Source organism: Symplocastrum torsivum (assembly GCF_059505465.1).
Map to the genome: position 1 here is coordinate 31,916 of NZ_JCACKQ010000005.1, position 24,419 is coordinate 56,334.

General features: G+C 45.2%; 16 protein-coding genes. 8 read left to right on the forward strand and 8 right to left on the reverse strand.

Annotated elements, in window-relative coordinates; genetic code table 11:
- Positions 1 to 45: 45 nt before the first annotated feature.
- Positions 46 to 2,445 (forward strand): glycosyltransferase, encoded by a 2,400-nt coding sequence (locus tag AC5JL3_RS01370; RefSeq protein ID WP_496072779.1) that lies wholly within the window; start codon positions 46 to 48, stop codon positions 2,443 to 2,445.
- Positions 2,446 to 2,526: 81 nt separating this feature from the next.
- Positions 2,527 to 2,859 carry an STAS domain-containing protein gene (locus AC5JL3_RS01375; RefSeq protein ID WP_496072780.1) on the forward strand — a complete coding sequence of 111 codons (333 nt, stop codon included), beginning with the start codon at positions 2,527 to 2,529 and terminating at the stop codon, positions 2,857 to 2,859.
- A gap of 30 nt (positions 2,860 to 2,889) precedes the next feature.
- On the opposite strand, the gene AC5JL3_RS01380 is transcribed toward AC5JL3_RS01375, so the two are convergent.
- The 5 genes from AC5JL3_RS01380 to AC5JL3_RS01400 all read right to left on the reverse strand — a co-directional run bounded on the left by AC5JL3_RS01380 (position 2,890) and on the right by AC5JL3_RS01400 (position 15,072).
- Complete coding sequence (locus AC5JL3_RS01380; RefSeq protein WP_496072781.1) at positions 2,890 to 6,111, reverse strand: PAS domain S-box protein; 3,222 nt, start codon at positions 6,109 to 6,111, stop codon at positions 2,890 to 2,892.
- 243 nt (positions 6,112 to 6,354) lie between these two features.
- Positions 6,355 to 9,165 carry an ATP-binding protein gene (locus tag AC5JL3_RS01385; protein ID WP_496072782.1) on the reverse strand — a complete coding sequence of 937 codons (2,811 nt, stop codon included), beginning with the start codon at positions 9,163 to 9,165 and terminating at the stop codon, positions 6,355 to 6,357.
- A gap of 164 nt (positions 9,166 to 9,329) precedes the next feature.
- Positions 9,330 to 9,758 carry a response regulator gene (locus AC5JL3_RS01390; RefSeq protein ID WP_496072783.1) on the reverse strand — a complete coding sequence of 143 codons (429 nt, stop codon included), beginning with the start codon at positions 9,756 to 9,758 and terminating at the stop codon, positions 9,330 to 9,332.
- An 11-nt stretch (positions 9,759 to 9,769) separates the two neighbouring features.
- On the reverse strand, positions 9,770 to 12,328 hold the full coding sequence (locus AC5JL3_RS01395) for a PAS domain S-box protein (RefSeq protein ID WP_496072784.1): 2,559 nt from the start codon (positions 12,326 to 12,328) through the stop codon (positions 9,770 to 9,772).
- Positions 12,329 to 12,570: 242 nt separating this feature from the next.
- On the reverse strand, positions 12,571 to 15,072 hold the full coding sequence (locus AC5JL3_RS01400; protein ID WP_496072785.1) for a PAS domain-containing sensor histidine kinase: 2,502 nt from the start codon (positions 15,070 to 15,072) through the stop codon (positions 12,571 to 12,573).
- Positions 15,073 to 15,307: 235 nt separating this feature from the next.
- On the opposite strand from AC5JL3_RS01400, the gene AC5JL3_RS01405 reads away from it, so the two are divergent.
- The 3 genes from AC5JL3_RS01405 to AC5JL3_RS01415 all read left to right on the forward strand — a co-directional run bounded on the left by AC5JL3_RS01405 (position 15,308) and on the right by AC5JL3_RS01415 (position 18,774).
- Complete coding sequence (locus AC5JL3_RS01405) at positions 15,308 to 16,027, forward strand: response regulator (RefSeq protein WP_192219848.1); 720 nt, start codon at positions 15,308 to 15,310, stop codon at positions 16,025 to 16,027.
- 620 nt (positions 16,028 to 16,647) lie between these two features.
- On the forward strand, positions 16,648 to 18,339 hold the full coding sequence (locus AC5JL3_RS01410) for a SpoIIE family protein phosphatase (protein ID WP_496072786.1): 1,692 nt from the start codon (positions 16,648 to 16,650) through the stop codon (positions 18,337 to 18,339).
- A 3-nt stretch (positions 18,340 to 18,342) separates the two neighbouring features.
- Complete coding sequence (locus tag AC5JL3_RS01415) at positions 18,343 to 18,774, forward strand: ATP-binding protein (protein WP_496072787.1); 432 nt, start codon at positions 18,343 to 18,345, stop codon at positions 18,772 to 18,774.
- Between the two features lie 375 nt (positions 18,775 to 19,149).
- Here AC5JL3_RS01415 and AC5JL3_RS01420 read toward each other — a convergent pair whose 3' ends face one another.
- A complete protein-coding gene (locus AC5JL3_RS01420) occupies positions 19,150 to 19,584 on the reverse strand; it encodes a ketosteroid isomerase family protein (protein ID WP_496072788.1) in 435 nt (144 codons plus the stop codon).
- A 267-nt stretch (positions 19,585 to 19,851) separates the two neighbouring features.
- On the opposite strand from AC5JL3_RS01420, the gene queG reads away from it, so the two are divergent.
- Both queG and AC5JL3_RS01430 read left to right on the forward strand, forming a co-directional pair.
- The gene (queG, locus tag AC5JL3_RS01425) at positions 19,852 to 20,814 is read left to right on the forward strand and encodes a tRNA epoxyqueuosine(34) reductase QueG (protein ID WP_496072789.1); all 963 of its coding nucleotides are present in this window, start codon (positions 19,852 to 19,854) and stop codon (positions 20,812 to 20,814) included.
- A 24-nt stretch (positions 20,815 to 20,838) separates the two neighbouring features.
- Positions 20,839 to 21,540, forward strand: a complete 702-nt coding sequence (locus AC5JL3_RS01430) for an HAD-IA family hydrolase (protein WP_496072790.1) — start codon at positions 20,839 to 20,841, stop codon at positions 21,538 to 21,540.
- Here the strand turns inward: AC5JL3_RS01430 and AC5JL3_RS01435 are convergent.
- On the reverse strand, positions 21,495 to 21,785 hold the full coding sequence (locus tag AC5JL3_RS01435; RefSeq protein WP_496072791.1) for a hypothetical protein: 291 nt from the start codon (positions 21,783 to 21,785) through the stop codon (positions 21,495 to 21,497). The genes AC5JL3_RS01430 and AC5JL3_RS01435 overlap by 46 nt on opposite strands.
- 199 nt (positions 21,786 to 21,984) lie before the next feature.
- Between AC5JL3_RS01435 and AC5JL3_RS01440 the strand changes: the two genes are divergently transcribed.
- Positions 21,985 to 23,436: a hypothetical protein gene (locus AC5JL3_RS01440; RefSeq protein ID WP_496072792.1), complete on the forward strand. Its 1,452-nt coding sequence runs from the start codon at positions 21,985 to 21,987 to the stop codon at positions 23,434 to 23,436.
- 21 nt (positions 23,437 to 23,457) lie between these two features.
- On the opposite strand, the gene AC5JL3_RS01445 is transcribed toward AC5JL3_RS01440, so the two are convergent.
- Positions 23,458 to 24,363, reverse strand: coding sequence for a TauD/TfdA family dioxygenase (locus AC5JL3_RS01445; protein WP_496072793.1), 906 nt, complete (start codon positions 24,361 to 24,363; stop codon positions 23,458 to 23,460).
- Positions 24,364 to 24,419 lie beyond the last annotated feature (56 nt).

Here is a 24,419-nt window from a genome sequence, read left to right on the forward strand (position 1 = left end):
CAATCATCTTGTTGTCCCTTTTGACTTTTGACTTGCTTAACTCTAATGACTATTAGCCCTTCAATCTCGGTTGTCGAGAACTCACCAACATTTTCCGGTAACATCCGTTCCCGTCTTAAAGATCGGACACTGCTATTTCGTTATCTAGCAGAAATCAATCTCATCTTTGGGGCATGGTATCTACACTGGCGCATTACCCATTCGATTAATTTCGCCGCTCTCTGGCTCTCGATTCCTCTACTGATAGCAGAAATTTACAGCTATTTCGGCGGCGTAATGTTCCTACTTGGGCTGTGGCGACCAATTGTGCGGCGGGTAAAGTCTCTTAATCAAATGACACCGCCGTTGCCTCGTTCTGAATGGCCAAGTGTTGATGTTTTTATTACTTGCTATAACGAACCTGTAGAGATTGTCCAGGAAACTACTAGGGCAGCTCTAGCGATGGACTATCCTACAACCAAGTTGTGTGTGTATGTTCTGGATGATGGCAATTCGCCAGAACTCCGAGCGATGACAGAACGGCTAGGTTTGGATGATTTGCAATCTCCACTCCTGCAACAGGAAGCTGAGCGAATTAATAAAGAGCGATCGCAACTTGTTACCCGTCTACGGCAGCTAGAAAACCTGACACCAGAAGTCCCAAAAGCTGAGGAGCTTCTCCAATCATTCCAACTTCAAGTTCATACACAACCAAAGGATTTATCCGAAGTTTTATCTTGGTTTGAAACGTTACGGCAACCCTCGATTCCTCCAAAAGTTTGGATCGAGTGCCAAACCGTGCTAGCTGAAGGATTTGATAATGCAGTTCGCCATGCCCACAAAGGGCTATCACCAGAAACTCCCATTGATATCGAAGCCACAATCTTTACCCAATCGATAGAGCTTCGGATTTGGGATTACGGCAGGGATTTTGATTTTGAAGGACATCTACAACAACTACCAGATGAAGTAGATGAAATGGCTGAAGGTGGTCGTGGCGTAGGTATTATGCAGCGGATTGCTGATTATCTGAGTTATACAAGAACACCAGATAATCGCAATTGCTTATTGATAATAAAGTCCTATTCAAAAGTTACCGATTCTAACACGACAGGTAGGCTTGAAGCTGTAATTGGAGGTTTACAGAGTTTTCGACAATTAATTCTTTTATTGAACCCCAAACATCACGCTGTCAGTGACTATCTTGCCAGTGAAAGGCGAAACTTAGAAAAGGCAATTTATCAAAAAGAGCTGGAGTTAAGTGAACTTGCGCGTTGTTGCTACATTGCTCGTCCAAAGCCCAAGGGTAAGCCTCACCATGCTAAGGCAGGAAACATTAATTACGCAATTTTTTCAGGGGAAACTGCGGGAGACTTTATCCTAACCTTGGATGCAGACCATATTCCCAAATCTCACTTTCTGCAACGAGCTTTACCCTATTTCTATACTTATAATTTCCAAACTGGGAAATATGACAGTAATCAGATTGCGTTTGTGCAAACACCGCAAGCTTTTTATAACATCCCCACTGGCGACCCCTTTGGACATCAAGCTCACTTATTCTATGGCCCAATCCAACAGGGTAAAGATGGGATGAATTCTGCGTTTTACACAGGAACAAATGCTGTGTTAAGACGTGAAGCCTTGATTAATGTTGGACTACAAAACTTCTCTGATGAATTTTCTAAAGATGAGAAACGATTAGACGAATTTGATTTAGTGGGTGGTGTATCTAGCAACAGTATTACGGAAGATATGAATACAGCGATGCGTCTGCATTCTGCTGGCTGGAAGTCGGTTTATCACCATGAAGAATTATCAGAAGGATTGGCACCGGATGACCTCAGTTCTACCTTGAAACAAAAACTACGATGGGCGCAAGGGACGATTCAAGTCCTACTGCGTGAAAATCCTCTTACCAAGACAGGGTTAACATTTTGGCAACAACTGCAATATTTTCAGACAATGTACAGCTATTTTTCTGGCTTTGCAACGCTTGTTTTTATTGCCTGCCCAATCATCTATTTCTTTACGGGAATTATTCCAGTACACGCCTATGGAGCTGACTTTGCCCTACACTTTATCCCTACCTTTATCCTCAACCGCTTGACATTTATGGCGGCTAGTTGGGGAGTCCCGGCTGGAGAACTTTGGCGTTCTGAACAATATGCGATCGCTTTATTTCCTCTATTTATCCAAGCGGTTTGGAGCGTGTTCACGGGACGACCTATCAAATTCCAAGTTACGCCAAAACAACGTCAATCTGGAATTTATCTTCGCTTAGTTTGGCCGCAGTTGACTATTGTTGCTCTAACTCTTTTGGGAATGTTGTGGTGTGTTTATCGCTTCGCAACTGGAAATCTAGAAAATCCCTCGCTTTATCTGCTGAATGCAGCTTGGGCAGTCTATAATCTCTCCCTATTTTGGGTAATCATTCGTGCGGCAGTTTGGCAACCAAAATCATAGCTATAAATTAGTGTTCGCGGTTTGTGATCACAAGACCTTAGCAAAATCGAAACTCACTTCAAATCTTTAGGAATTAAAACAATGAATTCTAGCGTGAAAATCATTCAACCTTCCGGTATTTTAGACGGTGTTGCTGTTAATAGTTTGCGCCACGAGATTAGCAATTTTGTAGAAGGTGGAACGAATATTGTCTTAGTAGACTTTCAGGATGTAACGTTTATGAACAGTTCTGGCTTAGGGGCTTTAGTCTCTACCCTCAGAGTTGTTCGTTCTGCGGGTGCAGAACTTTTTGTGTGCTCTCTTAGTGAGCAAGTTAGGATGATTTTTGAACTTACCAAAATGGATCGGGTCTTTAAAATGTTCAACAGCCGAAATGAATTTGAAGAAAAAGTATCTTCTGTTGAGCAAGCTTAAAATTTTAGAATTAGATGATTTCTCCTAACTTTAATCAAAATTAATTTGTAATAAGGAGAAATCATCATCCAGCACTTTTTTAACGTTTAATGCCTGAATGTGATGCAACACCGTTTCTAGATTGTCAGTGTTGCTTTTTTTATAGCTAATCAGAACATCAATAAAGGCATTGAGTCCCCAAATAAGACCATCAGGTTGAGGAATTTCGTAAACTCCATCGCTAAACAGGTACAGCGTGCTGCCTGATTGAATTTCACAAGAATCCTCATCGAAATCAGCATCGCTGAGCATTCCTATGGGTATGCTTAATGAGCCTAGTTGTTTTACAGGGATAGCGGTTGAAGCTTCAGATAGCAAAATTGCGGGTGGATGTCCTGCACAAGCGTAAACAAGTTGTCGATTTACTCGGTTATAGACACCATACCAAATGGTGAAGTAGTCATCCCCGTTTTCGTTCATCTGGAAGGCATGATTGAGGGCGGCTAAGACAGCGCTGGGTTGATGAAAATTAGTGTTGGGGAGGGATTGCGATCGCAAAACATTTAGCACTGAAACCGACAGCAATGCCGATCGAACTCCATGTCCTGCGACATCTAATAAGTAAACTACCAAATGATCAGCATCAAGCCAGTAATAGTCAAAGGCATCACCCCCTAACTGAAGCGAAGGAACAAACTGTGCCTCAGTCGTTACGGTTCCGGTTAGAGGACGGGGTAAAAGCGATCGCACATATTCAGCCGCTTGATTCAATTCAGCCTGCAAAATTTCATTCTGCTGCTGTAATTCCTCCTCAGCCTGTTTGCGCTTGATGAACTGACCGATTTGGCTACCAATTGCTGTCATCATCTTTAGTAAATCTGCATTAGCCTGCTGTATCTCACGACTGAAGAAGGTCATGACACCCAACCTCTCATCTCCACTGAGGATAGGGAAACCAATCGCAGCGTGCAGTCCAACTTTTACCGCGATTGAGCTTCTCACAAAGTTCGCATCTTCAGCAAGATTAGCAATCCAAGCCGGTGACGTATTCTCCCAAACCTGCCCCGGTAGTCCAACCCCAGGCGCAAAAGTAATCTGTGAAGTCGCCGCTTCAAACTCCGAAACATCAACCCACTGACGATGCCAGCTTTCAACACGACGTAAGACATTCGCGCTTGCGTCCACACTCCAGAATTCGCCGAGATCCCATCCTAAGCTTTCGCACATAGCTTGCAGGAGTTTTGGAGTGGCTTCGCTTAGCGTGGCTGATTCTGCCAAAATCCGTGTCGCAGAGTGTTCTGCACTTAGATGCTGTTCTCTGCGCTTGCGCTCAGTAATATCGTTGAGGGTGCCAGAAATTCCAATAACAGTGTCGTCATCAGCTAATATCTGGCAGGCATAAACTTCCATGTATGCCACGCCACCGTTTTTAGTCAAGTAGCGAATCTGGTAGCGGCAGTCTTCTTTTTGGCGTTCAATGAGGGATTGAAAGTATTGATTATGGAGTTGGCGATCATTTGGATGAATTAATTCCAAAAATCTCTTGCCGAGGCTTTCGTATAGGGATAATCCAGTAATTTCTGTCCAGGCAGGATTGAGAAACGTCAATTGCCTTGCTGTATCCGTCTGGAAAATGACTTCTTTGAGGTTGTCCACAACCGAGCGATACTGTTCCTCGCTCTCTTGAAGAGCTTTCTCTGCTTGCTTACGCCTAGTGATGTCAATGCCAGTGCCGATGACATACTCAACCGAACCCTGATTGTCAAGGAGAGCGGTATTAGACCAGGCGATTAGTCGGCGACTTCCATCCTTTGTTAACCAGTGGTTTTCAAACTCGTTCGGGAACTGTCCGGCTTGGAGTTTTGCAAAGGTCGTTTTAACCGACTCCACTTCTTCAGGAATTAGAAATAGGTTCCACAAATATCTATCTCTTACCTCCTCAAAAGAGTAACCAGTTGTTTGCTCACAGGCTGTGTTGAAGCGGACGATCTTCCCTTCTTGATCGAGAACCACTACCAAGGCGCTGGAGGTATCAATAACAGCAGAGATAAAATTGCGCTCTTTTTTTAGGGCAGCTTCCACCCGTTGGCGCTCAGTGATTTCCTGATAGATGAGGGAATAAATTCCACAGAGAATTATAAACGTTAGGCTGATTGCGATCGCAAGTGTAAGAATCGTGTAGCGAGCACTTCTTCCCGCCACTGTCAATTGCTGCTTCAACAAGGCATTCTCTTCATTTTCCATCTCACGGATACGAGAGCGAATTTTATCCATGAGCTTCTTTCCCGTACCTGTCTCGATCACCTGCAAGGCTAAATCAGATTTCCCATTTTTCTGTAAGTTGATTATCTCCTTGAGGAGAGCAAGCCTGTCTTCAATTAGCATTTCCAGGGTTTCAAGTTGCTTGTAACGATTAGGGTTATCCATCTCTAATTGCTGAAGACGCTGAATTTCTTGATTAAAGTTTGCAGTTGCTACACGATAGGGTTCTAAGTAAGGCTCTTCTCCCGTGAGGATGTAGCCACGCTGTCCACTCTCGGCAGTCGTCACAAGGGAGAGTATTTCTTTGAGATGGTTAAGCCTCTCTTGAGTCTGTTGGACACGACTGTTGACCTCAATCAGTTTAGTTGCGCTCTGATATGAGACAACCCCAATGATGATGAGAATTGCTGCGGCTAAACCAAATCCTCCTGCAATCCCCTTAAAAAATTGCCGATGTGACTTCTGCGCCTGTTTGCGCTCGGTATCTTGAAGTGTCAGATTGGCTAAATTACGCCGGAGTTCAAGTTGCTTGAGTACCTGACGAGCTAGTATTCGCAAAGCCTCTAGCTGTTCCGGACTAAGATTTCGCGGTACATGGTCAATTACACATAGGGTTCCCAGCGCTTGCTTCTCTGGTGTAATCAGAGGAATGCCAGCGTAAAACTGCACATTAGGATCAGAGGTAACTAGAGGATTTGTCGCGAACCTCTCGTCTTTTGTCGCATCAGGAACAATAAAAACGTCGGGCTGCACAATAGCATGGGCACAGAACGCATGTTCGCGAGGTGTTTCTGATATCTCCAAACCTACCTTTGACTTGAACCATTGCCGCTGGGCATCAATTAAGGTAATCAAAGAAATTGGGGTACCACAAATGTAGGCAGCTAGACGTGTGAGGTCGTCAAAGGCTTGTTCAACTGGAGTATCAAGGATTTTGTACTCCAAAAGCTCTTCAAGCCTCTGCGCTTCGTTATCTGGCAAGGGTGCTGTCATTGATACTGAAGTAGTCATTGTAGGCGCACAAGACGGCTCATTCTAACTCGATCTTGACAAGAATCTTAGTAAAGCAGAACAGGACTAATACGGATAATTTTGCGCGAACGGCTACTCGTAAGCCGTCAACCGTAACTAAGTTACCTGGATTTTGCAATCCCCGATTAGGAAATTTCTGTATCGACTGACGATCTAGAAGTACTTTATCTTGCCAATTCAATTTGCGATCGCCTAACAACCAACAACCAACAACCAAATCCCCTAATATAGCCGTCTTACTATTTGAGAGCCTTGAAGTGTCGGGGTAGCGGCAGCGCCATCTAAAACACGAGTGTCTCGGCGGGTTGAGGCATCTGTGGTGTCATGCACGCCTGGAGATGTGAGTTGTAGGTGTCGAGGGAAGACGAGGCAAAACGTAGACCCTTGGCCAAGATTACTCTCTACCGTGATGCTTCCCTGCATGAGCTGAACCAATGATTTTGTAATGGCTAGCCCCAAACCTGTACCAGAATACTTCCTTGTCGTCGTCTGATCGAGTTGCCGGAACTCCTCAAAAATATTTTTCAAGTTATCCTCAGCAATCCCAATCCCTGTATCTCTGACACTGATTGCTAGCTGATCCGGGGAGATTTCCTTCACTTCCACTTCAACACTGCCGCTTTCGGTAAACTTAATTGCATTGGAGAGGAGGTTGACCAAAATCTGCCGCAAGCGAACACTGTCATTAATCACATTAGCGTTCTCTAAATCAGCGTGAACGGTCAGTGCTAAGTGCTTCTCGTCAGCGAGTGAGCGAAGCTCATCAGTGATGGCTCTGACCAACGTTATCAGGTTGAACGCTTCTAGTTTCAGTTCTAGACGCCCAGTCTCAATTTTGGAGAGGTCAAGAATTTCATTAATTAGTGTTAGTAGGTGCTTGCCGTTGTTGAGAATGCGCTCCATCATATCGTTTTGTTGAGGCGTGAGCGGACTTTGGCGCTGGCGCAATAGCAATTGAGAAAAACCGATAACCGCATTCATCGGTGTCCGCAATTCATGAGACATCGTGGCAAGGAACTGGGATTTCAATCGTGCGGCTTCCAAGAGTTGCAGGTTCCGCAAATGAAGCTGCTCTCGTTGGTTTTCCAATTCCTGATTTTGTGCGGCAAGTTGCTCATTCTGGTCTTCTAAACGAGCCTCTTGCTCTTCTAAAGCTTTAATCATCCGGGCATTATCAATTGCGATCGCAGCCTGCTCACCGACAGCTAACAAGAGCTTCCGATCTTCCTCATCAAACGCATTCTGATCTTCCCAATTCCCAACTGCTAATATTCCCAAACGTCCCGATTCCACAGACTCGATCGCAACAGCGTAAATGGCTGCCGGAACCTCGTCTAAATCCTGGGCATTACAATAGTTCCCTTGAATTAATTGTGATTCACCTGTCGAAAAGACCTGAGAGAGCAATCCCTTTTCAGGACAGAATGCGTCTTCCAGCTTTAGCTTTTCTGTCCCAACCCCAGCGGTTACCGTCAAAAGTAAGCGATCGCATTGAGGGTTGTTGAGCATAATGAAGCAAAACTGGGCACCAGGAATTGCTTGTGCGACTGCTCCCACCATCTCCCGTAACAAACCGGGTAAGTCAGTCAGACGCTGGTTAAGTAGATTAGTTAACTGCTGTAGGATTCGTAGTTGTTGCTGCTGCTCTCCCAGAATCAAAATCGCCTGACGCAGGTTCTCACTTGCCTCCTGTGCCGCGCTTCGAGCCACTTCGCTAGTATGATAAAGCTGACCATTTTCAATTGATAATACAGCTCGACGGGCAAGTTCCTCCGCCAAAGCCAAGTCAGCTACACCATAGCGCCGTCCCTCTTGGGTAGACACGAAGGAAATTGCCCCCAAGGTCCGCCCTCGCACCAAAAGCGGCACGATGATATAGGATTTGAAGCCCAAATCGCGCACAATTTGCAGGTGTTCGGCATCGCGAGTCGCCGACAGCAGATCTTCTTCAGTAATCTCTGGATTCAGGTCAGCGATACCAGTTCGCAACACCTTCATTGCTGGATGTTGTCCATTAATGTCCGGTGGGTAACGGTACTGTAGTTGTCGTACCTGTGATTCTTGTGTGGGCTCCGCATGGGCAACACCCATCCGACGAACTACACCATTCTCTACAATATCGACAAGGCAAAGATCAGCTAAGAATGGCACCGCTAGTTGGGCGATGCTTTCTAGAGTCTTTTCATAATCGAGGGACGCTGAGAGCATCGCACTCGCTTCTGCCAGAAATCGTTGAGACTCTTCTGCTCGCTTACGATCGGTGATGTCGCTTACAATGCCAGATACCCGAAAAGGTCGTCCCTGCTCGTCCCGCCAAGCTTTACCGCGAGCGATGCAGTAGCGATATTCCCCGGAAGTATGCAAAAGGCGAAATTCTACATCTAGTTCAATCTCATCTTGCAAGTGAGCTGCCACAGCATGGCTAACTCTCATGCGATCATCCGGATGCAGCAGCTTACAAAAGAGGTCGTAGTTGGCTGTCACCTCACCTGGTGAGAAGCCAGTAATTTCATAAAGGCGGTCATTACAATAAATTTCGTGAGTATAGACATCCCAGTCCCAAATTCCATCATTGGAGCCTTCAAGCACCAAGCGGTAGCGTTCTTCACTTTCACGCAAGCGCTGTGTTGCCAGCGCCGCCTCCCGTTCCGCCCGATAGATGCGAACAGCATTGCGGAGGCTGCGCGAGAGCGTATCTGGAGAGAGTTTACTTTTGGGAAGATAGTCCGATGCTCCAGCCTTCATGAGTTCGACAGCGGTTTGCTCGTCTCCCTGACCTGTCAAAACTACCATGGGGACTTTGCTTCCGGTACTCCGGACTTCTTGAACTAAAGCAAGTCCGTCACCATCAGGCAAGCGATAGTCGAGCAAAACACAGTCAAAATTTTCTTGATCAAGGGTGGCGATCGCACTTTTACAATCAATGGCTGTTGACATTTCTACAGAAATACCCGCCGTCTTGAGCGATCGACGGACTGCCATGCGATCTACTTCATCATCTTCCACCACAAGAATTTTTATAATCTCTTCCATAGTTAGCTGTTAGCTAGGGAGCGTCTCGCTCATAGCTGTTGGCTCCTTATAAGTATTGTGTAAAACTCCCTCTACTTCTGCCTCTACACATTGATGGGTTAATTTTCCGCTGTAGGAGTGAACATTCAATAGTCATCAGTCGCTAGTTCTATGCGATCGCCAAGTTAGGGCATCTCACTCAGCATCCAATACTTGTTGAGCGTTCCTATCGCTTCCACAAATTTTGTAAACGTTACAGGCTTGATGATATATCCAGCGACGTTAAGATCATAAGCTTCCACCTTATCTTTGTCCTCATTCGAGGTTGTCAGTACAATCACTGGCAGCGCTCTCAGTTCTGGGTCAGCCCGTAACTCCCGCAGGAACTCAATTCCACCCATTCTTGGCATATTTAGGTCAAGCAAAATGAGTCGGCGCTGTCCCATCAGGAGTTTTGGCATTTCGTTGCCTCGCAGCATCGCTAACGCCTCGATACCATTGGCTGCTACATAAAGTGGACTAGTGATGTTGTTTTTTTTAAACGCCCGTTTGACGGTCATGACATCAACTTCGTCATCGTCAATAAGTAGTAGACTCGTTTGTTTTTCATCCATAATGAAATTCCTTATCCCATTGAATGCTTCGACCAGCTAAAGCGGAATGTTGCTCCCTGTCCTAGCTGGGATTCCAGGGAAATGGTGCCTCCTTTATCTTCAATAATTTTCTTAACAATTGCTAAACCCACCCCAGTATTTTCTACCTTGTCACGAGCTTCTAGGGTTTGAAACATCACAAAAACTTTCTTGTGGAACTCAGGGGCAATTCCTATCCCATCATCAGCAACAGCAAACTCGTAAAAGTCGGCTTGCTCAGTTACAGAAATGACGATCCGCCCATCCCGCCGGTGATGGTGTTTAATTCCATTACTGATTAAATTGGCAAACACCTGTTCTAGGGGCAAGCGTTCGGTAATCAGTGTTGGCATTCCTTGCATCACCTTAATGGTAAATTCAGGTGGTGGTGCTAAAGAATCGATGACATCGTAGAGTAACGCCTCGACCTCCACGGGTTCCAATTCAGCTTGGAGCCGTCCGACACGGGAATATTGCAATAGACCATTAATTAAAGCTTCCATCCGATGGACACGCGATCGCATCAAATTCATTTGGTGCCTAGTGTCTTCGGTTAAGTGGTCTTCTAAGTCTTCTTCAAGCCACTGGGAGAGATTGGCGATCGCTCTTAAAGGCGCTTTGAGGTCGTGAGACACTATATAGGCAAATTGGTCAAGTTCGGCGTTGCGCTTTTCTAGACTTGTGGTTGTCTGTGCCAAAACGGACGTCATCCGCGCCAGATCCTCAGCACGCGATCGCAAAACCTCTTCTGTTTTCTTACTCTCCGTGATGTCTTGAGTCATCGTCATCCCGGAAACCACTTCTCCCTGTTCATTAGTTACAGGCAGCACATGGACACAGTAAAAGCGATCGGCAAAGGGTATTTCCCTCACAGTCACTTTGCCCTTTAGCGCCTCGTGATAAATTGGCTCAAGTAATTGAGCCGTTTCCAGCGGCAATGTCTCCCAAATTGTTTTACCCGTAAGCGTCTTACTATCAAGAGCAACCGTCGATAATCCTGTTCCTTCCGCAATGTTGTATCGCAGATTTTGATCAAACAAAAATACAGCGCCATTAGGAAAGTTCTCAACCAAAGTGCGATACAATTCCTCACTACGCTGCAAAGCCGCCTCTGCAAGCTTACGTTCAGTAATGTCCTGATTGATTTCCAGGCAAGCTACTGGCTGTCCTTTCTCATTGCGTTGTAATGTCCAGCTACTGGCAATAGTAAGACAGGTGCCATCACGTCGAGAATTTACTAGTTCCCCGTTCCAGTACCCGTTTTGGAACAACGTCTCTTTTATTTCCTCTAGTGGTTGAGAGAACTCAGTTTTTAGCAGCTGATGAACGGATTTTCCCAGCGCTTGGGCTGCTGTCCAGCCGTACATCCGTTGAGCACCTTGATTCCAATAGGTAATCATGTCATTGAGGTCGCGCACCATAATCGTGTCATTCGCCAAATCCAATAGCTGAGCTTGTTTGAGCAGGGTTTCGGAAGCCTGCTTACGTTCAGTGATGTCACGCACGATCACAATGAACAGAAGCTCATTTTCTAGCTGCATCTCGCTAAAGGCAAATTCCATTGGGAAGGTTTTTCCGTCTTTGTGTCGCCCTACTGTCTCCTGCTGAAGTCGTAGTTTGTTTTGATTGTTCCCCACCAGAGAACCCATCACTTTGCCACTATCATCTGTAAAGGATTCTGCAATCAGTCGTTGTAGGTGTTTACCAGCAATTTCATCCGATTCATAACCAAAGATTTCAACAGCAGCAGCATTACCCGTCTGAATGTAGCCACGCTCGTTCAGGATGAGAATTCCATCGACAACATTGTCGAAAACGCTCTGTAAATAGATATTCCCTTCTCGCAAGCTGCTTGCGCGTTCTGCCAAATCCTGGTCTAACTGATTGAAGAGGTAAAAAGCTGCACCTGCTCCGAGTAACCCAGTTGCCAAAGCGCTCCACTGAACAGTTTTTGTTAGTTCCCGCCACCACAGGACTTGCGAAGCGCGAGTATCTTGCCAACGTTCTTCTTGCTGGGCAAACTTGGTAATTTCCTGCCGCAGGTGATCCATGTTCAGTTTGCTCTTGAGCAGCTGCTCAGTCAGTAGGGGAGAGCCTTCTGTTGTTGCTCCTTGTCGGTCACTGGTCTTGAGAACCTCCTCTAAAAGCCTCATTTGTTGCTGCGCTAGTGTTGGAATCGCTTCAAACTGTTGACGCTGTGCTGGATTGGCTTGCACTCTAGCGCCAAGTGCATTAAGTGACTCAGGTAGGAGATTTCTTGCCTCTGTATAAGGTTTTAGAAATTCCCGACGCCTGGTAATCACGTAACCTCGAACACCAGTTTCAGCATTGAGTAAATCTCTGAGTAAACGATGAGTATCTAAGAGAGTTTGCCGACTCTGTTCCCTTCGCTCTATCGCTGCTGATGTTTGAGAAGACAGCGCGGAAATTACGAAAACTGTAGCAAACAAACATAGAACGGGAATCGAGAGAATTAAGCCACCTCGCCAGCGGACTGAAAGGTCAGGTTGGAGCCTACGCTGAGTTCGCGAGATTTTGGAGGTACCCATCATTCATACTCCTTGCACAAGTCGATCAACAAGCTTCTCCAATTAAATTAACGCGCTGTTAGATCGACGAACAAAGTTGGGAGGTAGGAAGTTAATCTGGCTTCAAGACTCGCTTAACGGCTTAGGCTGAATGTCACTGACTTAAGCCCTGAACTAAAGTTCGGGCTAAAAGCTAAAACCCGTTGAAACGGGTTGAAAGGCTGATGTAGTAAGCTAAAGCTTACTTCAGCTTTGAGGGGTGAAATTTATTTCAAGGCTCTTATGTCAGTGCCATTCGACTTAGGCCAAGTGAAGTAAAAGGTCGCCCCTTGACCTTCTTGAGATTCCAATCGGATCGTACCGCCTTGTCCTTCTACAATTCTTTTTGCGATCGCTAAACCAACACCTGTATTCTCTACTTCGTCTCTCGCTTGCAACGTTTGAAAGATCACAAATACTTGCTCATGGAACTGAGGCGCAATTCCTTCACCATTATCCGTCACAGCAAATTCATAAGCCTCTAACTGCTCCTGAACACTGATTTTCACTTGACCATCAGCTTTGGGGTGATGCTTGATTGCATTGTCGATGAGCTGAGTAAATACTTGCTCAAGAAGCGATCGCATTGTAACTAGGGTTGGCATTCCTGGCGCAACTTCAATGATGAATTCAGGCGGTGGTGTTAGTGTCTCAATCACTTGTTTCAACAACGCTTCTACATCCACCCTTTCTGGCGTACCTGTAATTCGTCCAGCACGACAATAGTGCTGCATACCATCAATGAGAGCTTCTAACCGATGAACCCGCCCTCGCAACAATTGCATTTGGTATTGGTTGTCTTCATTGAGTTGGTCAAAAATATCTTCTTCAATCCACTCCGATAGATTAGCGATCGCTCGTAGCGGTGCCTTCAAATCGTGAGAGGCTATATAGGCAAACTGGTCAAGTTCCTGAGTTCGCTTTTCCAAGGCAACCGTTGCTTGAGCCAATTGGGTTTTTACCTTGTCCAGAGAATCATGAGTTCGTTGGTTCTCAATGGAGATTGCCAAAACATTAGCAACAGCTTGGAGAAATTCAACATCACCTTGACTAAACACTCGACGTCTACTGGTATAGGCACCTAAAACGCCAAAAGGACGATTAGGGGGAGTTGGTGATCTGCCCTCATCACTTTCTGGGTTTTGCCCTGCTGGGATGATGGCGCTAATGCCACTAACAATGTCGTGTTCATGAAGTAAGGGTGAGCCTTGAAAACGAGTTTCACGATGGAGGTTTTCTACAACTACCGCTTGATTCAAGTGCAAGGTGTAACCCACTTGGGTATTGGGACTAGCTTCGATTACCGCTTGCCCAACTAAGCCTGGTGACCAACCGATTCCGGAACGCATTCGCAGGTTATTGCTATCGGGAAGCCCTTCCAGAACGTTGCAATACTCCACCGCTAGTGCTTGGGAAATTAGGGCAACACTCTCGTCGAGTAGTGCGGAAACGTCCGTCGCCAAAAGTGCTGATTGAGTCAGTTGAGTAATCGCAGATTGCTGACACAGACGCCTATGAAGCTCTGTTTCTGCCTGCTTGGCAAAGGTGATATCAACCATCAACCCGCGACGCTTGTAAACTTGACCCTGGTCATCTCGAATCACACAAGCGCGATCGCGTAGCCAGACTACCCGATTATCTGCGGCGATGCACCGATACTCCAACTCACAGTCTTGACTTTGGAGCATTTGTCTGCGGTACAGGGCGAGAGTCCACTGCCGATCTTCCGGATGAACCAGATTAGTCCAAAAATCAGGTTGAGTGAGCCACTGCTCAATCGGATAGCCCAAAAGTCTCTCAGCACTTTGACTAACAAAGGTGAACTGCCCGGTTGTTGCCTCAGCTTCCCAGATAATTACCTGAGACAGTTCACTCGGAAGTTTCGGCTGGAGCTGTTTAGCTTGCTCCCTTACCCGTAATTGGGTAGGTTGCCGCTTACCGAGTGAGAGTTGACTCGTTAGTTCAACCTGTAGTTGTGAGGGTATCTGATGGGTATGAGCTTCTGTATTTTGTTGTAAAGGGGTAACTGTGTAGGGTTTTAATTCTCTTTTAAGTGTGAAGGTGCCAACCCACTCCAAAAGCTGACCACTTCCTCCGAGCACTGGTATTTTTCGTGCAATAAACCAGCGGTAAGCGCCATCTTTGCCACGAATGCGGCATTCAATTTCGGTGTTCTGTAGTTTCTTTGGCTCCAGATTACTACTGGCCGCGGTGTACGCCAAGGAAGCGATCGCCTGATCTGGCGTAGCATTCGATTTGGCAGTGAAGCCACTGCTAAAGTAGGAAGCTGGTAAGGGTTCGCCCAAAAAGCCATCAACTTGTTCTTCCCCAGTCTCTTCGGGTTTACGGTTTCCTCTACTTTCTGGGTTAAGGTTAAGCGATCTGGGTGCTTTTACAGCTTGCACTTGTGAAGCCGATGCTACGGAGCTAAGGCGAAAATCCCCATAACTATCCCTCAAGGAATCGCGATCTTCCGGGTGTATCGCTTTAAAAAATTTCCAGCCCAGTGACTCTCCTACGGTTAACCCAGTATACTCATACCATTGCTGGTTAAAATTAGTAATTGCACCGTTGACTTGTGCGAACCAAGCCATCTGAGAAAGGGTTGCCAGAAGACAATGACTTCTCGCTTCACTTAGCTCTAAGCGTTGCTCAAGACTATGAAAGTCTTGTGAAGCTTTACCGTTATCGCCAGAGGTAGATAAGTTTTGATTAAAGGGTTTATCCATTATGAGTTCTTTTTAAAAGTCTTAGCTCCGCATCAACAGATAAAGGTGCTAGAAAAAAGGCTTTAGATTAAGCTAGCTGTAAAGAAAGATGCCAAAGAGACGGTATCATTCAGAATCTATCCGAAGTGCAGAAATCCCTACCCCTACCGATGGGTGGACATCACTCGGTGTTTGACCCAAAGTTTATAAACTTCTCCTGTAACCGCTAAAAAATTGCACACCCTGGACGTTGACGATGAGTAAAATCCGCGTTGCTCTCATTGAAGACCATGACCTGACGAGGGTCGGGATCAGAACAGCGCTACAACAGCGTAGCGAAATTGAATTTGTAGGAGAGGCAGCCAATGCCACCGATGGTCTGAAATTACTGGAAACGTCCAGGCCGGATATCGGAATTGTGGACATTGGTTTGCCTGACATTGATGGCATTGAGTTGACACGGCGCTTCAAGGAAGCGAGAAGCGCTGAAGAGGAGACTCAAACCAAGATTCTGGTTTTGACGTTGCAGGATAACGAGGAAGCTGTGATGGCGGCGTTTGCTGCTGGAGCGGACTCTTACTGCATGAAGAATATCAGTTTCGATAATTTGCTAGAGGCGCTACAAGTCACCTACGAAGGGAATGCTTGGATTGACCCTGCGATCGCAAGAATTGTGCTAACACAAGCCAAGTCAAGCGAGGTGGGTGCTGATGCCGCTGCTGCCTTGAAAACTGTAACGATCAATGCTGCTGAACCAGAGTATAGCCAACTGATTGAAGCCTATCCCCTAACGGAACGGGAATTGGAAGTATTGCAGCTAATTGTTGAAGGTTGCAGCAATGCCGCGATCGCAGAAAAGCTCTACATCACGGTGGGAACTGTCAAAACCCATGTCCGTAATATCCTGAATAAGCTGTGTGCCGATGACCGTACTCAAGCGGCAGTTCGTGCGCTTCGCTCTGGCTTAGTTGGTTAAGCGATCGCTGCCTACGAGACGGTAACATTACCATGAAGCTGTTAGAGCAATCGTCTGGGCGTGAAACCCATCCTTGAACTTGGTGTTATTGAGCAATACCCTTGAGTAAGAACTATGACCCAGTTCGCTTACTCATCTAAGACTAGGGTGTTTCTCAACCAGTTTGGCTTGAATGAACACCAGAATCCTTTGTCTACAGGCAGTAACGATTCTTTTTTAGACATTAAGAGCCAGTGGTAGTCTATACTGCTGGCTCCTCTTGCAGTTTTTCTAGCTATGTATGGGTTGTCTGATTTACTATAGTCTCGAATAGATGAGTATTTTGCTCCTGTTTGGGGCTTCACTTCACCTAAAGTGCGATTTTCCAAGCTTGAGGGAGTGCATAAGAGTGCGATCGCTCTTAATTGCCATGGATGCTGTATCCAACTTATCCGACCATGAAGGAGACAATTTTAGGTGAATGAGGAACACACCCCTGAGTTAACAATTAGGGATATCTTAAGCAGGAAGCACACGTTGAGAATTGTGTCAGGTTGTTGGTAAGCAGGAACGCCGACAGCATCCAGTCCGATTATCCTCAAGCTGTCGTCTCTAACGAACAAGAGAACCGGAGTGACCAAATGAGTCAGGCAGATCGGAGCAAACTCAAACTGATGGTGGTTGACGACGAGCCTGACAACCTAGATTTGTTGTACAGAACCTTTCGACGAGATTTTCGCGTCTTCAAAGCAGACGGAGCGATGAAAGCTCTTGAACTTCTAGACACTCATGGGGAAATGGCAGTGATCATTTCTGATCAGCGAATGCCCCTAATGAACGGAACTGAATTCTTGAGCAAGACGGTTGAGCGCTTTCCAGAAACGATTCGCATTCTTTTAACTGGCTACACGGATGTTGAAGATCTAGTTGAAGCGATTAACTCTGGCAAGGTATTCAAGTACATCACTAAGCCTTGGAACCCTGAAAACCTGAAAGCCGTCGTTCAACAAGCTGCCGACACCTACCGGGTGCTTAAGCAAAGAACTAATGAGCTGCGCCGCGCCTTACGACGAGAAGAACTTTTCAATGTGGTGACAACGGCGATTCGAGAGTCACTCGACTACAGCAGTATGCTACAAACGATTGTCACGACAATTGGTCGGACGTTTGAAGCCAAAAGTTGTATTTTGCGACCAGTAGATAGTGACCAGCTAACACTAGAATCTTTCTGTTATCAGGAAGATAGCACAGAACTACTCCCCCTTCCCGATGCCGACTCAACTGTTCTAAACGCTTTAGAGAACCGACAGACACAGATTGTTCAGGATGAAACCTCCGGCAATACTTCCGTACATCTACTCGTCCCGTTAATCTGTCAGCAACAACTCTTGGCAGTTCTATCTCTCTATCAAAATGAGAGAGGACGTCTGTGGACATCACAAGATGTTCAGTTAATTGAAGCTGTTGCTGAGCAAGCCGCTTTAGCGATTTCCCAAGCCAAACTCTACCAACGTACCCAGCTACAAGCTGAGCAGATGCGTGCTGAACTAGAGGTAGCTCGCCAGATCCAAAACAACCTACTACGCCAAAGCTTGCCGGATGTCGAAGGTTTGCGAGTGCAAGCCCACTGCTACCCAGCGCGAGAAGTTGGAGGCGATTTTTTTGAAGTTTATGTTCATCCGCAAGGAGATGTATGGTTAGCAGTTGGAGATGTATCTGGTAAAGGTGTCCCTGCGGCTCTATTTATGGCGAGTGCCATCTCTATTTTGCGACGAGAACTCGCGCAAGAAGTATCTCCAGAACCGGAGGTTGTCATGCGAAACCTCAACAGCATTATGTCCGATGATCTTGTCAGTACCAACTGTTTCATCACAATGGTGCTAGCTCGCTATACCCCAGCATCGCGGCAGTTGGTCTACGCGAACGCAGGTCACATCTATCCCATTGTCTGGTCTCACAGATTAATCGTTCAACAACGGGCTGTATCTGAAAATTCGGTGACAGTGGAACCAAATTACCTCAAAGTTCGTGGCGTTCCTTTGGGGATTTTAGCCACTTGGAAAGCGAATGCAGGAGTTCTGACGTTAAATGCGGGTGATCTCTTTCTGTTAATCAGTGATGGAATTACAGAGGCGACCGTAAAAGAAGTGAACCCCCGCCCACAAAACTGTGAGCAAAACACTGGTGCAATGCTCAAGCAAGACGGACTTTGGCAACTGCTGCGTCAAGAATCAGCCCCCTTTGACTTGACCAATTTACTAAATCGCATTCGAGAACGGACTAACAATGTTCAGGAAGATGACCAAACTATACTCTCTCTGGAGGTTCTGTAGTCTATGAAAACGGAACTGCACATCCCAAGTGACTTGAAGTTTTTGACGATTGTCGAAAGTTGGCTACTGGGTAGTCTGGAGGCGGAGTTAGGCGACTCTGTCGATTGGTCACGTCAATCTAATCGTTTGCGGCTGGCGTTGGTGGAAGCGTATTCCAATGTGGTGCGTCACGCTCATCGAGATCAGCCCAATTTGCCGGTGTTGATTCGTTTGGAACTCAAAGAACGGGATATTGCACTGGAGATTTGGGATCATGGCAAAGGGTTTGATCTATCAACGTATTTGCCGCCAAATCCAGATGATAAGCAGGAAAGTGGCTATGGTTGGCTCATTATGAATCGACTGATGGATCGCGTGGAGTATCGCTTGCAGGTCAATGGTCGCAACTGCCTGAAGATGGAAGCGAGTTTACCTAAACCAGAAGAATCTCAATAAGTAGGTAGGTTTCAGCCAGCGTTGTTACTCTTTATCTTGAGCCTGAAAAATAAGCCTTTGCGATCGCAAAGGTAGAGATATCGGGTGTCTCGCTACAATTCGCTACTTTCGAGCTTAGACTTTACAGAAAATAGCTGTTAGAAACCACTATTGTTACAAATCTCAACCAATAATAGTTTTTTTTAATCTAAATTATAATTTTTGCTAAGTTAACACAATTTAGCTCTAGTTATTTTTACTATTTGAAATAGTTAAGATATTCGCTCGACTGCAAGAAAAAAGACGCTTCTCCTACTTCCTATTTTCAGGTTGGAGGGAAGAAGATGTGGCAGACAAGATGTCTGCCATACAGTTTGTTCGTGAATTCATTACTGGCTAGCGGCGAAGGCTCAAAAGTTCTTGGGGAGAAGCGAGTAGCTTGATTCTTGTATGGAGAATTTCTCGTTCTGCACTCAGGAGAAATATCCAGGATACATTGACACCAAACAAAGGTGTTTGCACTTTGCCAGTGACTTGAATTTGGGTTTGGTCATTATCTAGTGATTCAGCAATTCCCTCTTTGGGAGATAGCTGCATTCCTTTGGCTTCGGCTTCCAGGTAATTTGCGATCGCCTCTTTTCCTTCAATGGGTTGCTCAAAGGGTGGCTGCATTGTACCTGTATCGCCGAACAAAACGGCTGTTGCTTCATACTCACCAGCATTCATCGTCTCAAAGTAGCGCAGCACGACTGGCTCATCAATTCCTTCTATAGTTAAGTCGGTAGTAGCAGCAGACTCGTTAGTTGGGCTTATGTCATTAGCAATGCTCATTAGTACTTTCCTCAAGCTCGAAACCAGTATTAAATAAAAAGGCAGGTGTAGACCTGCCCTCTTAGATGGATTTTATAGAACTCCCTCCTCTGAACTCCAGCCAGTTCTTCTTAGTAGTGTTTGACGTTCAATCAATTGGAGGCATGTATGTCTCTTTGCTTAACCTCACTTAATTCATATTGCAACGTATAATTAAGAATTGCAAGTAAAGATTACAAATACCAAGCCAGAAAAACTATAATGACTGGTCTGGTTTATTTGTGATTAATGTCACTACCAGTGAAAATACCTATCAGCATCAGTCACTTGAAAGAAAAAGCCTACTCGCTAGGTTTTGACTTGTGTGGAGTTGCGGCTGTGGATGCTGATACTGACTCCGCTGTACAGCAGCGCCTCAAGGCATGGCTAGCGCTGGGGTATCAGGCTGACATGGCGTGGATGGAAAATTCTAAACGCTTCGATATCCGTGCCTCTATGCCAGAAGTGCAATCAGTGATTTGTGTTGCTCTCAACTACTACACTCCTCACCAACGTCCAAATGAGCCTGAATTTGCCAAAATCTCTCGTTACGGCTGGGGGCGAGACTACCACAAGGTAATGCATAAAAAGTTAAAAGCCTTTACTAACTGGCTTTCTGAGCAAGGTGAAGAGGTCAAGGCGCGTTACTATGCTGATACAGGGCCAGTACAGGATAAAGTTTGGGCAGAGCGTGCGGGGATCGGTTGGATTGCCAAAAATGGCAATGTAATTACACGTAAGTATGGCAGTTGGGTATTTTTAGGGGAAGTCTTAACTAACGTAGAGTTGCCCCCAGATGCGCCCCACACAGAACACTGCGGTAGCTGTACCCGTTGCCTCGATGCCTGCCCTACGGGTGCGATCGCTAAACCGTTTGTCGTTGATGCTAATCGATGCATTGCTTATCACACGATAGAAAATCGGGCTGAGGACTTGCCAGAGTTCATTGCAGCCCGTTTAGAAGGCTGGGTTGCTGGTTGTGACATCTGCCAGGATGTCTGCCCCTGGAACCAACGTTTTGCTCACACAACTGATGTAGCAGAATTTCAACCCTACCCCTGGAATATCGCTCCCACACTCACCGAACTAGCAAACATCTCGGATGATGAGTGGAATCGGCGCTTTCCAGCCTCGGCGTTAAGGCGAATTAAGCCAGATATGCTGCGGCGGAATGCCCAAGCTAATCTTGAGGCAACGAAGCCATCAAGCTAATTATTGTTAAAAGTCCGAGCTTGCATGATGAGTGTAAAAGTAATTATTTTTGATTTCGATGGTACGCTTGCTGACACATTTGATGCCGTCGTTCGTATTAGTAATCGTTTAGCCAGCGAATTCGGCTATAAGCAGGCGGTTCCAGATGACCTCGCTAAAATCAGAAATTTGGGTTCTAGAGAAATAATTAAACAATCAGGAATCTCGCTTTTTAAGATACCTTTTCTTTTGAAAAGACTAAAAGCCGATTTACATAATGAAATTCTATATTTGAATCCCATATTTGGCATAGAAGAAGCTCTAGCCAAACTAAATTATGAAGGAAATCAGCTTGGGATACTCACTTCCAACTCAGAAGAGAATGTCAGAATCTTTCTAAAAAAACATGAAATGGAAGACTTGTTTAGTTTTATTTTTTCAGAAACAAAGTTATTTAGTAAGCATAAAGTCCTCCGGAAGTTTCTACAAAAGAACCATTTGACTCCGGAAGAAGTTATCTATGTAGGAGATGAAACTAGAGATATTGAAGCAGCAAAAAAAATTAATATGAAAGCGATCGCTGTTAGCTGGGGCTTTAACTCAAAAGAAGCCTTGGCAGCACAGAATCCGGAGTTTTTAATCCACCAACCTAACGAATTGATTGATGTAATAGGAATGTTGCATAGTGCATATGCCAACGACTATTTAGGAGGAGAAACAGCCCTAAGAAAAGCGGATGAGGGCTGAGTGGTGAGATCTTGTTCAATCACTTCCCGTATTTGTCGGACAGCGGTTAGATAGGCATCACGGGTCACTTCACCTGCTCCTTGTGCCTCTGACTGAGCCCGTTTTTTTATCGCTTCAATCAGTGCAATAGTTTCGTTCTGCACTTGCTCAGAAGCATTGGGCATCTCTTGCTTAACAAGAGCACGCATTTCTGGGTCGTAGGGTGTCAGGGCGCGATCGTCTGGAACAGTAGGTTCAGTAGTCATAATAGTTTCTCCTTGAGTGCAGTTAGTTACTCCGATCTTGAAAAACTTTAGCTACTAATCAACTTCAAGCTATTTTGATGGCTAAAGATGTCTTCTACCTACTCAGGGTATATGAATTATGTGTTGCTTCTACCCCAGCTAGACCAAAGCTATTGATTTATTTAGTAAAATCTTATACCGCGTCCTAGACTTACTGATTATGAAACCTTTTAATCCAGAACCAAATCCTGGGCTAAGCTTCTCAAACTTCCGCAAGATTAGTGAAAACGGCTTTGGCGATCGCAACAATTCCTACGCTTACTCCATGGTGTGGTTCAAAGACCATTTGTATGTTGGCACGGGTCGGGCAACTCTCTGTTTTCTCAAGCCGCACGTTCCGCTAAATGTCAATGTTTGGCCAGTCGAATGCCCTCATACTGTTTATTCCAAAGAATTTGAATATACTCAAGCACGGGGAGAAATTTGGCGCTATAGCCCAGGCACAGCTTATTGGGAACGTGTTTATCAATCTCCGATGGTTACCGATTCTCAAGGAGCTGAATTTAGCCGTGACTTTGGCTACCGGGCTATGACAGTATTTCAAGGAAAATCCGATTCAGAGCCTGCCCTCTACGTTGCTACCTGTGCGCGTTCTCGTAGTTCAGGCACGATTATCCTTCGCTCTGAAGATGGTATCAATTTTTTTCCAATCTCCAAACCAGGTTTAATTGGTCTACCGATCACGAGCTTACGTTCTTTGTTTCCTTTTAAAGGGAAACTCTATACAACGCCTGCGGGTGCTACTCGCGGCAATCAAAACACGGCGGGTATTCCTATCATCTATGAAACTAGCGACCCTGTTCAAGAGGAGTGGCAAGCTGTCAACGAACCGGGATTTGGTGACTTTGATAACAAGACAATCTACGAACTGATTGATTTTGGTAATTATCTCTACGTTGGTACGTTTAACAATAACGGCTTTCAAATATGGCGCACTGATGCACAGGGAGAACCTCCTTACCACTGGACAAAAGTAATTACTCGTGGTGCAAACCGGGGCAGCCTCAATCAGGGAACCGTCAGTATGTTGGTTTTCAAAGATGCTTTATATGTAGGCACTGGTATACAAAACGGGGGTTACGATCATCGGAATAAAATAGGTCCGGCAGGAGCTGAAATAATCAGGATAGCTCACGATGGCTCCTGGGAAATTATCGTGGGTGATGAGCGAGACGGTAAGTTTCCTTTAAGTGGATTGCCAGCAGGGTTTGGTAGTATTTCCAATGGTTACATCTGGCGAATGGGAGTTCATGATGGTTGGCTTTATGCAGGTACCATGAATTGGAGCATCATCCTGCGCTTTAACAGACTTAAAGGTCAATCTCAAAAGCTAAATTGGCTGCTAGAGCAAGTAGGCATTGAAAATCTCATTAAGAATCAAGGCGGTTTCGATCTGTGGCGGTCTTTTGATGGAGAAAACTGGCTACCAGTAAGCCGTCAAGGATTTGGCAATTTTTATAACTACGGACTCCGTAATATCGTATCTACACCTTATGGTCTTTTTATGGGTACCGCTAATCCTTTTGGTCCGCGTGCTGCCATTCAAGTCAATGAGCAATGGACTTATGAAGATAATCCCAATGGTGGTCTTGAAATTTGGCAAAGCAGCTAAACAAGAAACTATCCCTAGCTCTCAAAAGGGGAAAGCTGCGTTACACAGCCTGACATATATATCCCTTTGATTATCTGAAAATGACCTTCTGCCATGAAGCAATCTTGTATTATCAATCATCAAGATATCCCCCGTTTGCCATTGAATTGGCTTCATGAGCCGGTCAGTAACTTCTTTTAGTTCATCGATAACAGCGTCGGGAATCTTGGAGTTGTCTTCAAACCTCACAAGACTAGCTTCCTTACCCTGTAACTCTTGCTCTACTACGGGTAAGATATTGTTAATAAAAATAGGATGACTTTCTCTTCTACTTTGAACAACGGCTGAACATAAATACTCCGTTGCGATCGCATAGGTTTCCTGATCTACCCTAAGAGAGATATCTTCTTCGTCACATATTTTTTTAACTACTCTCAGGTCATCAGTTTGATAGATTTCCTTCCATATCGCCTTGGGATAATTGCGAATATATTTTAATCGTTTTGTGCTAAAAAGCTTTTTGGTAGAAGAACTTAGTTCTTCATAAATCTCAGCTCCATCACCAACCGTAGTTTCACCATCTTTTAAGGGTGGAGTAGCACAATAAAACCATATAAGTTGGGGTTTATTTTTTTTGTAATACATCTCTCCGTGAGGAGGAACTGCAAAGGAAAGTCTATGACCTGTTACTGATAAGAGAGTCTTGTCTCCTTTAATCATTTCCCGGTTATAGGCGCCACCTATATAAGCCATAAAGTTAGTGCTAAATAACTCAGTAAAGGCTTTAAATTTATCAGTGTTAACGTTAAAACTTCTAAAAAGTAATAAATTAGAAGACTTAAATAAGTCAATAACTTCATCTCTATCTAAGCTAAAAATGCTGCTACATTTTGTACCTAGCAGTAGAGTACCAAATTTTTCAGAAACTGGTGCTATTTGAGTCTTCATAATGCTTGGATTTACTTTAAAGCCCTACAAGAATCAGAACAACTTAGTGCAGCGTA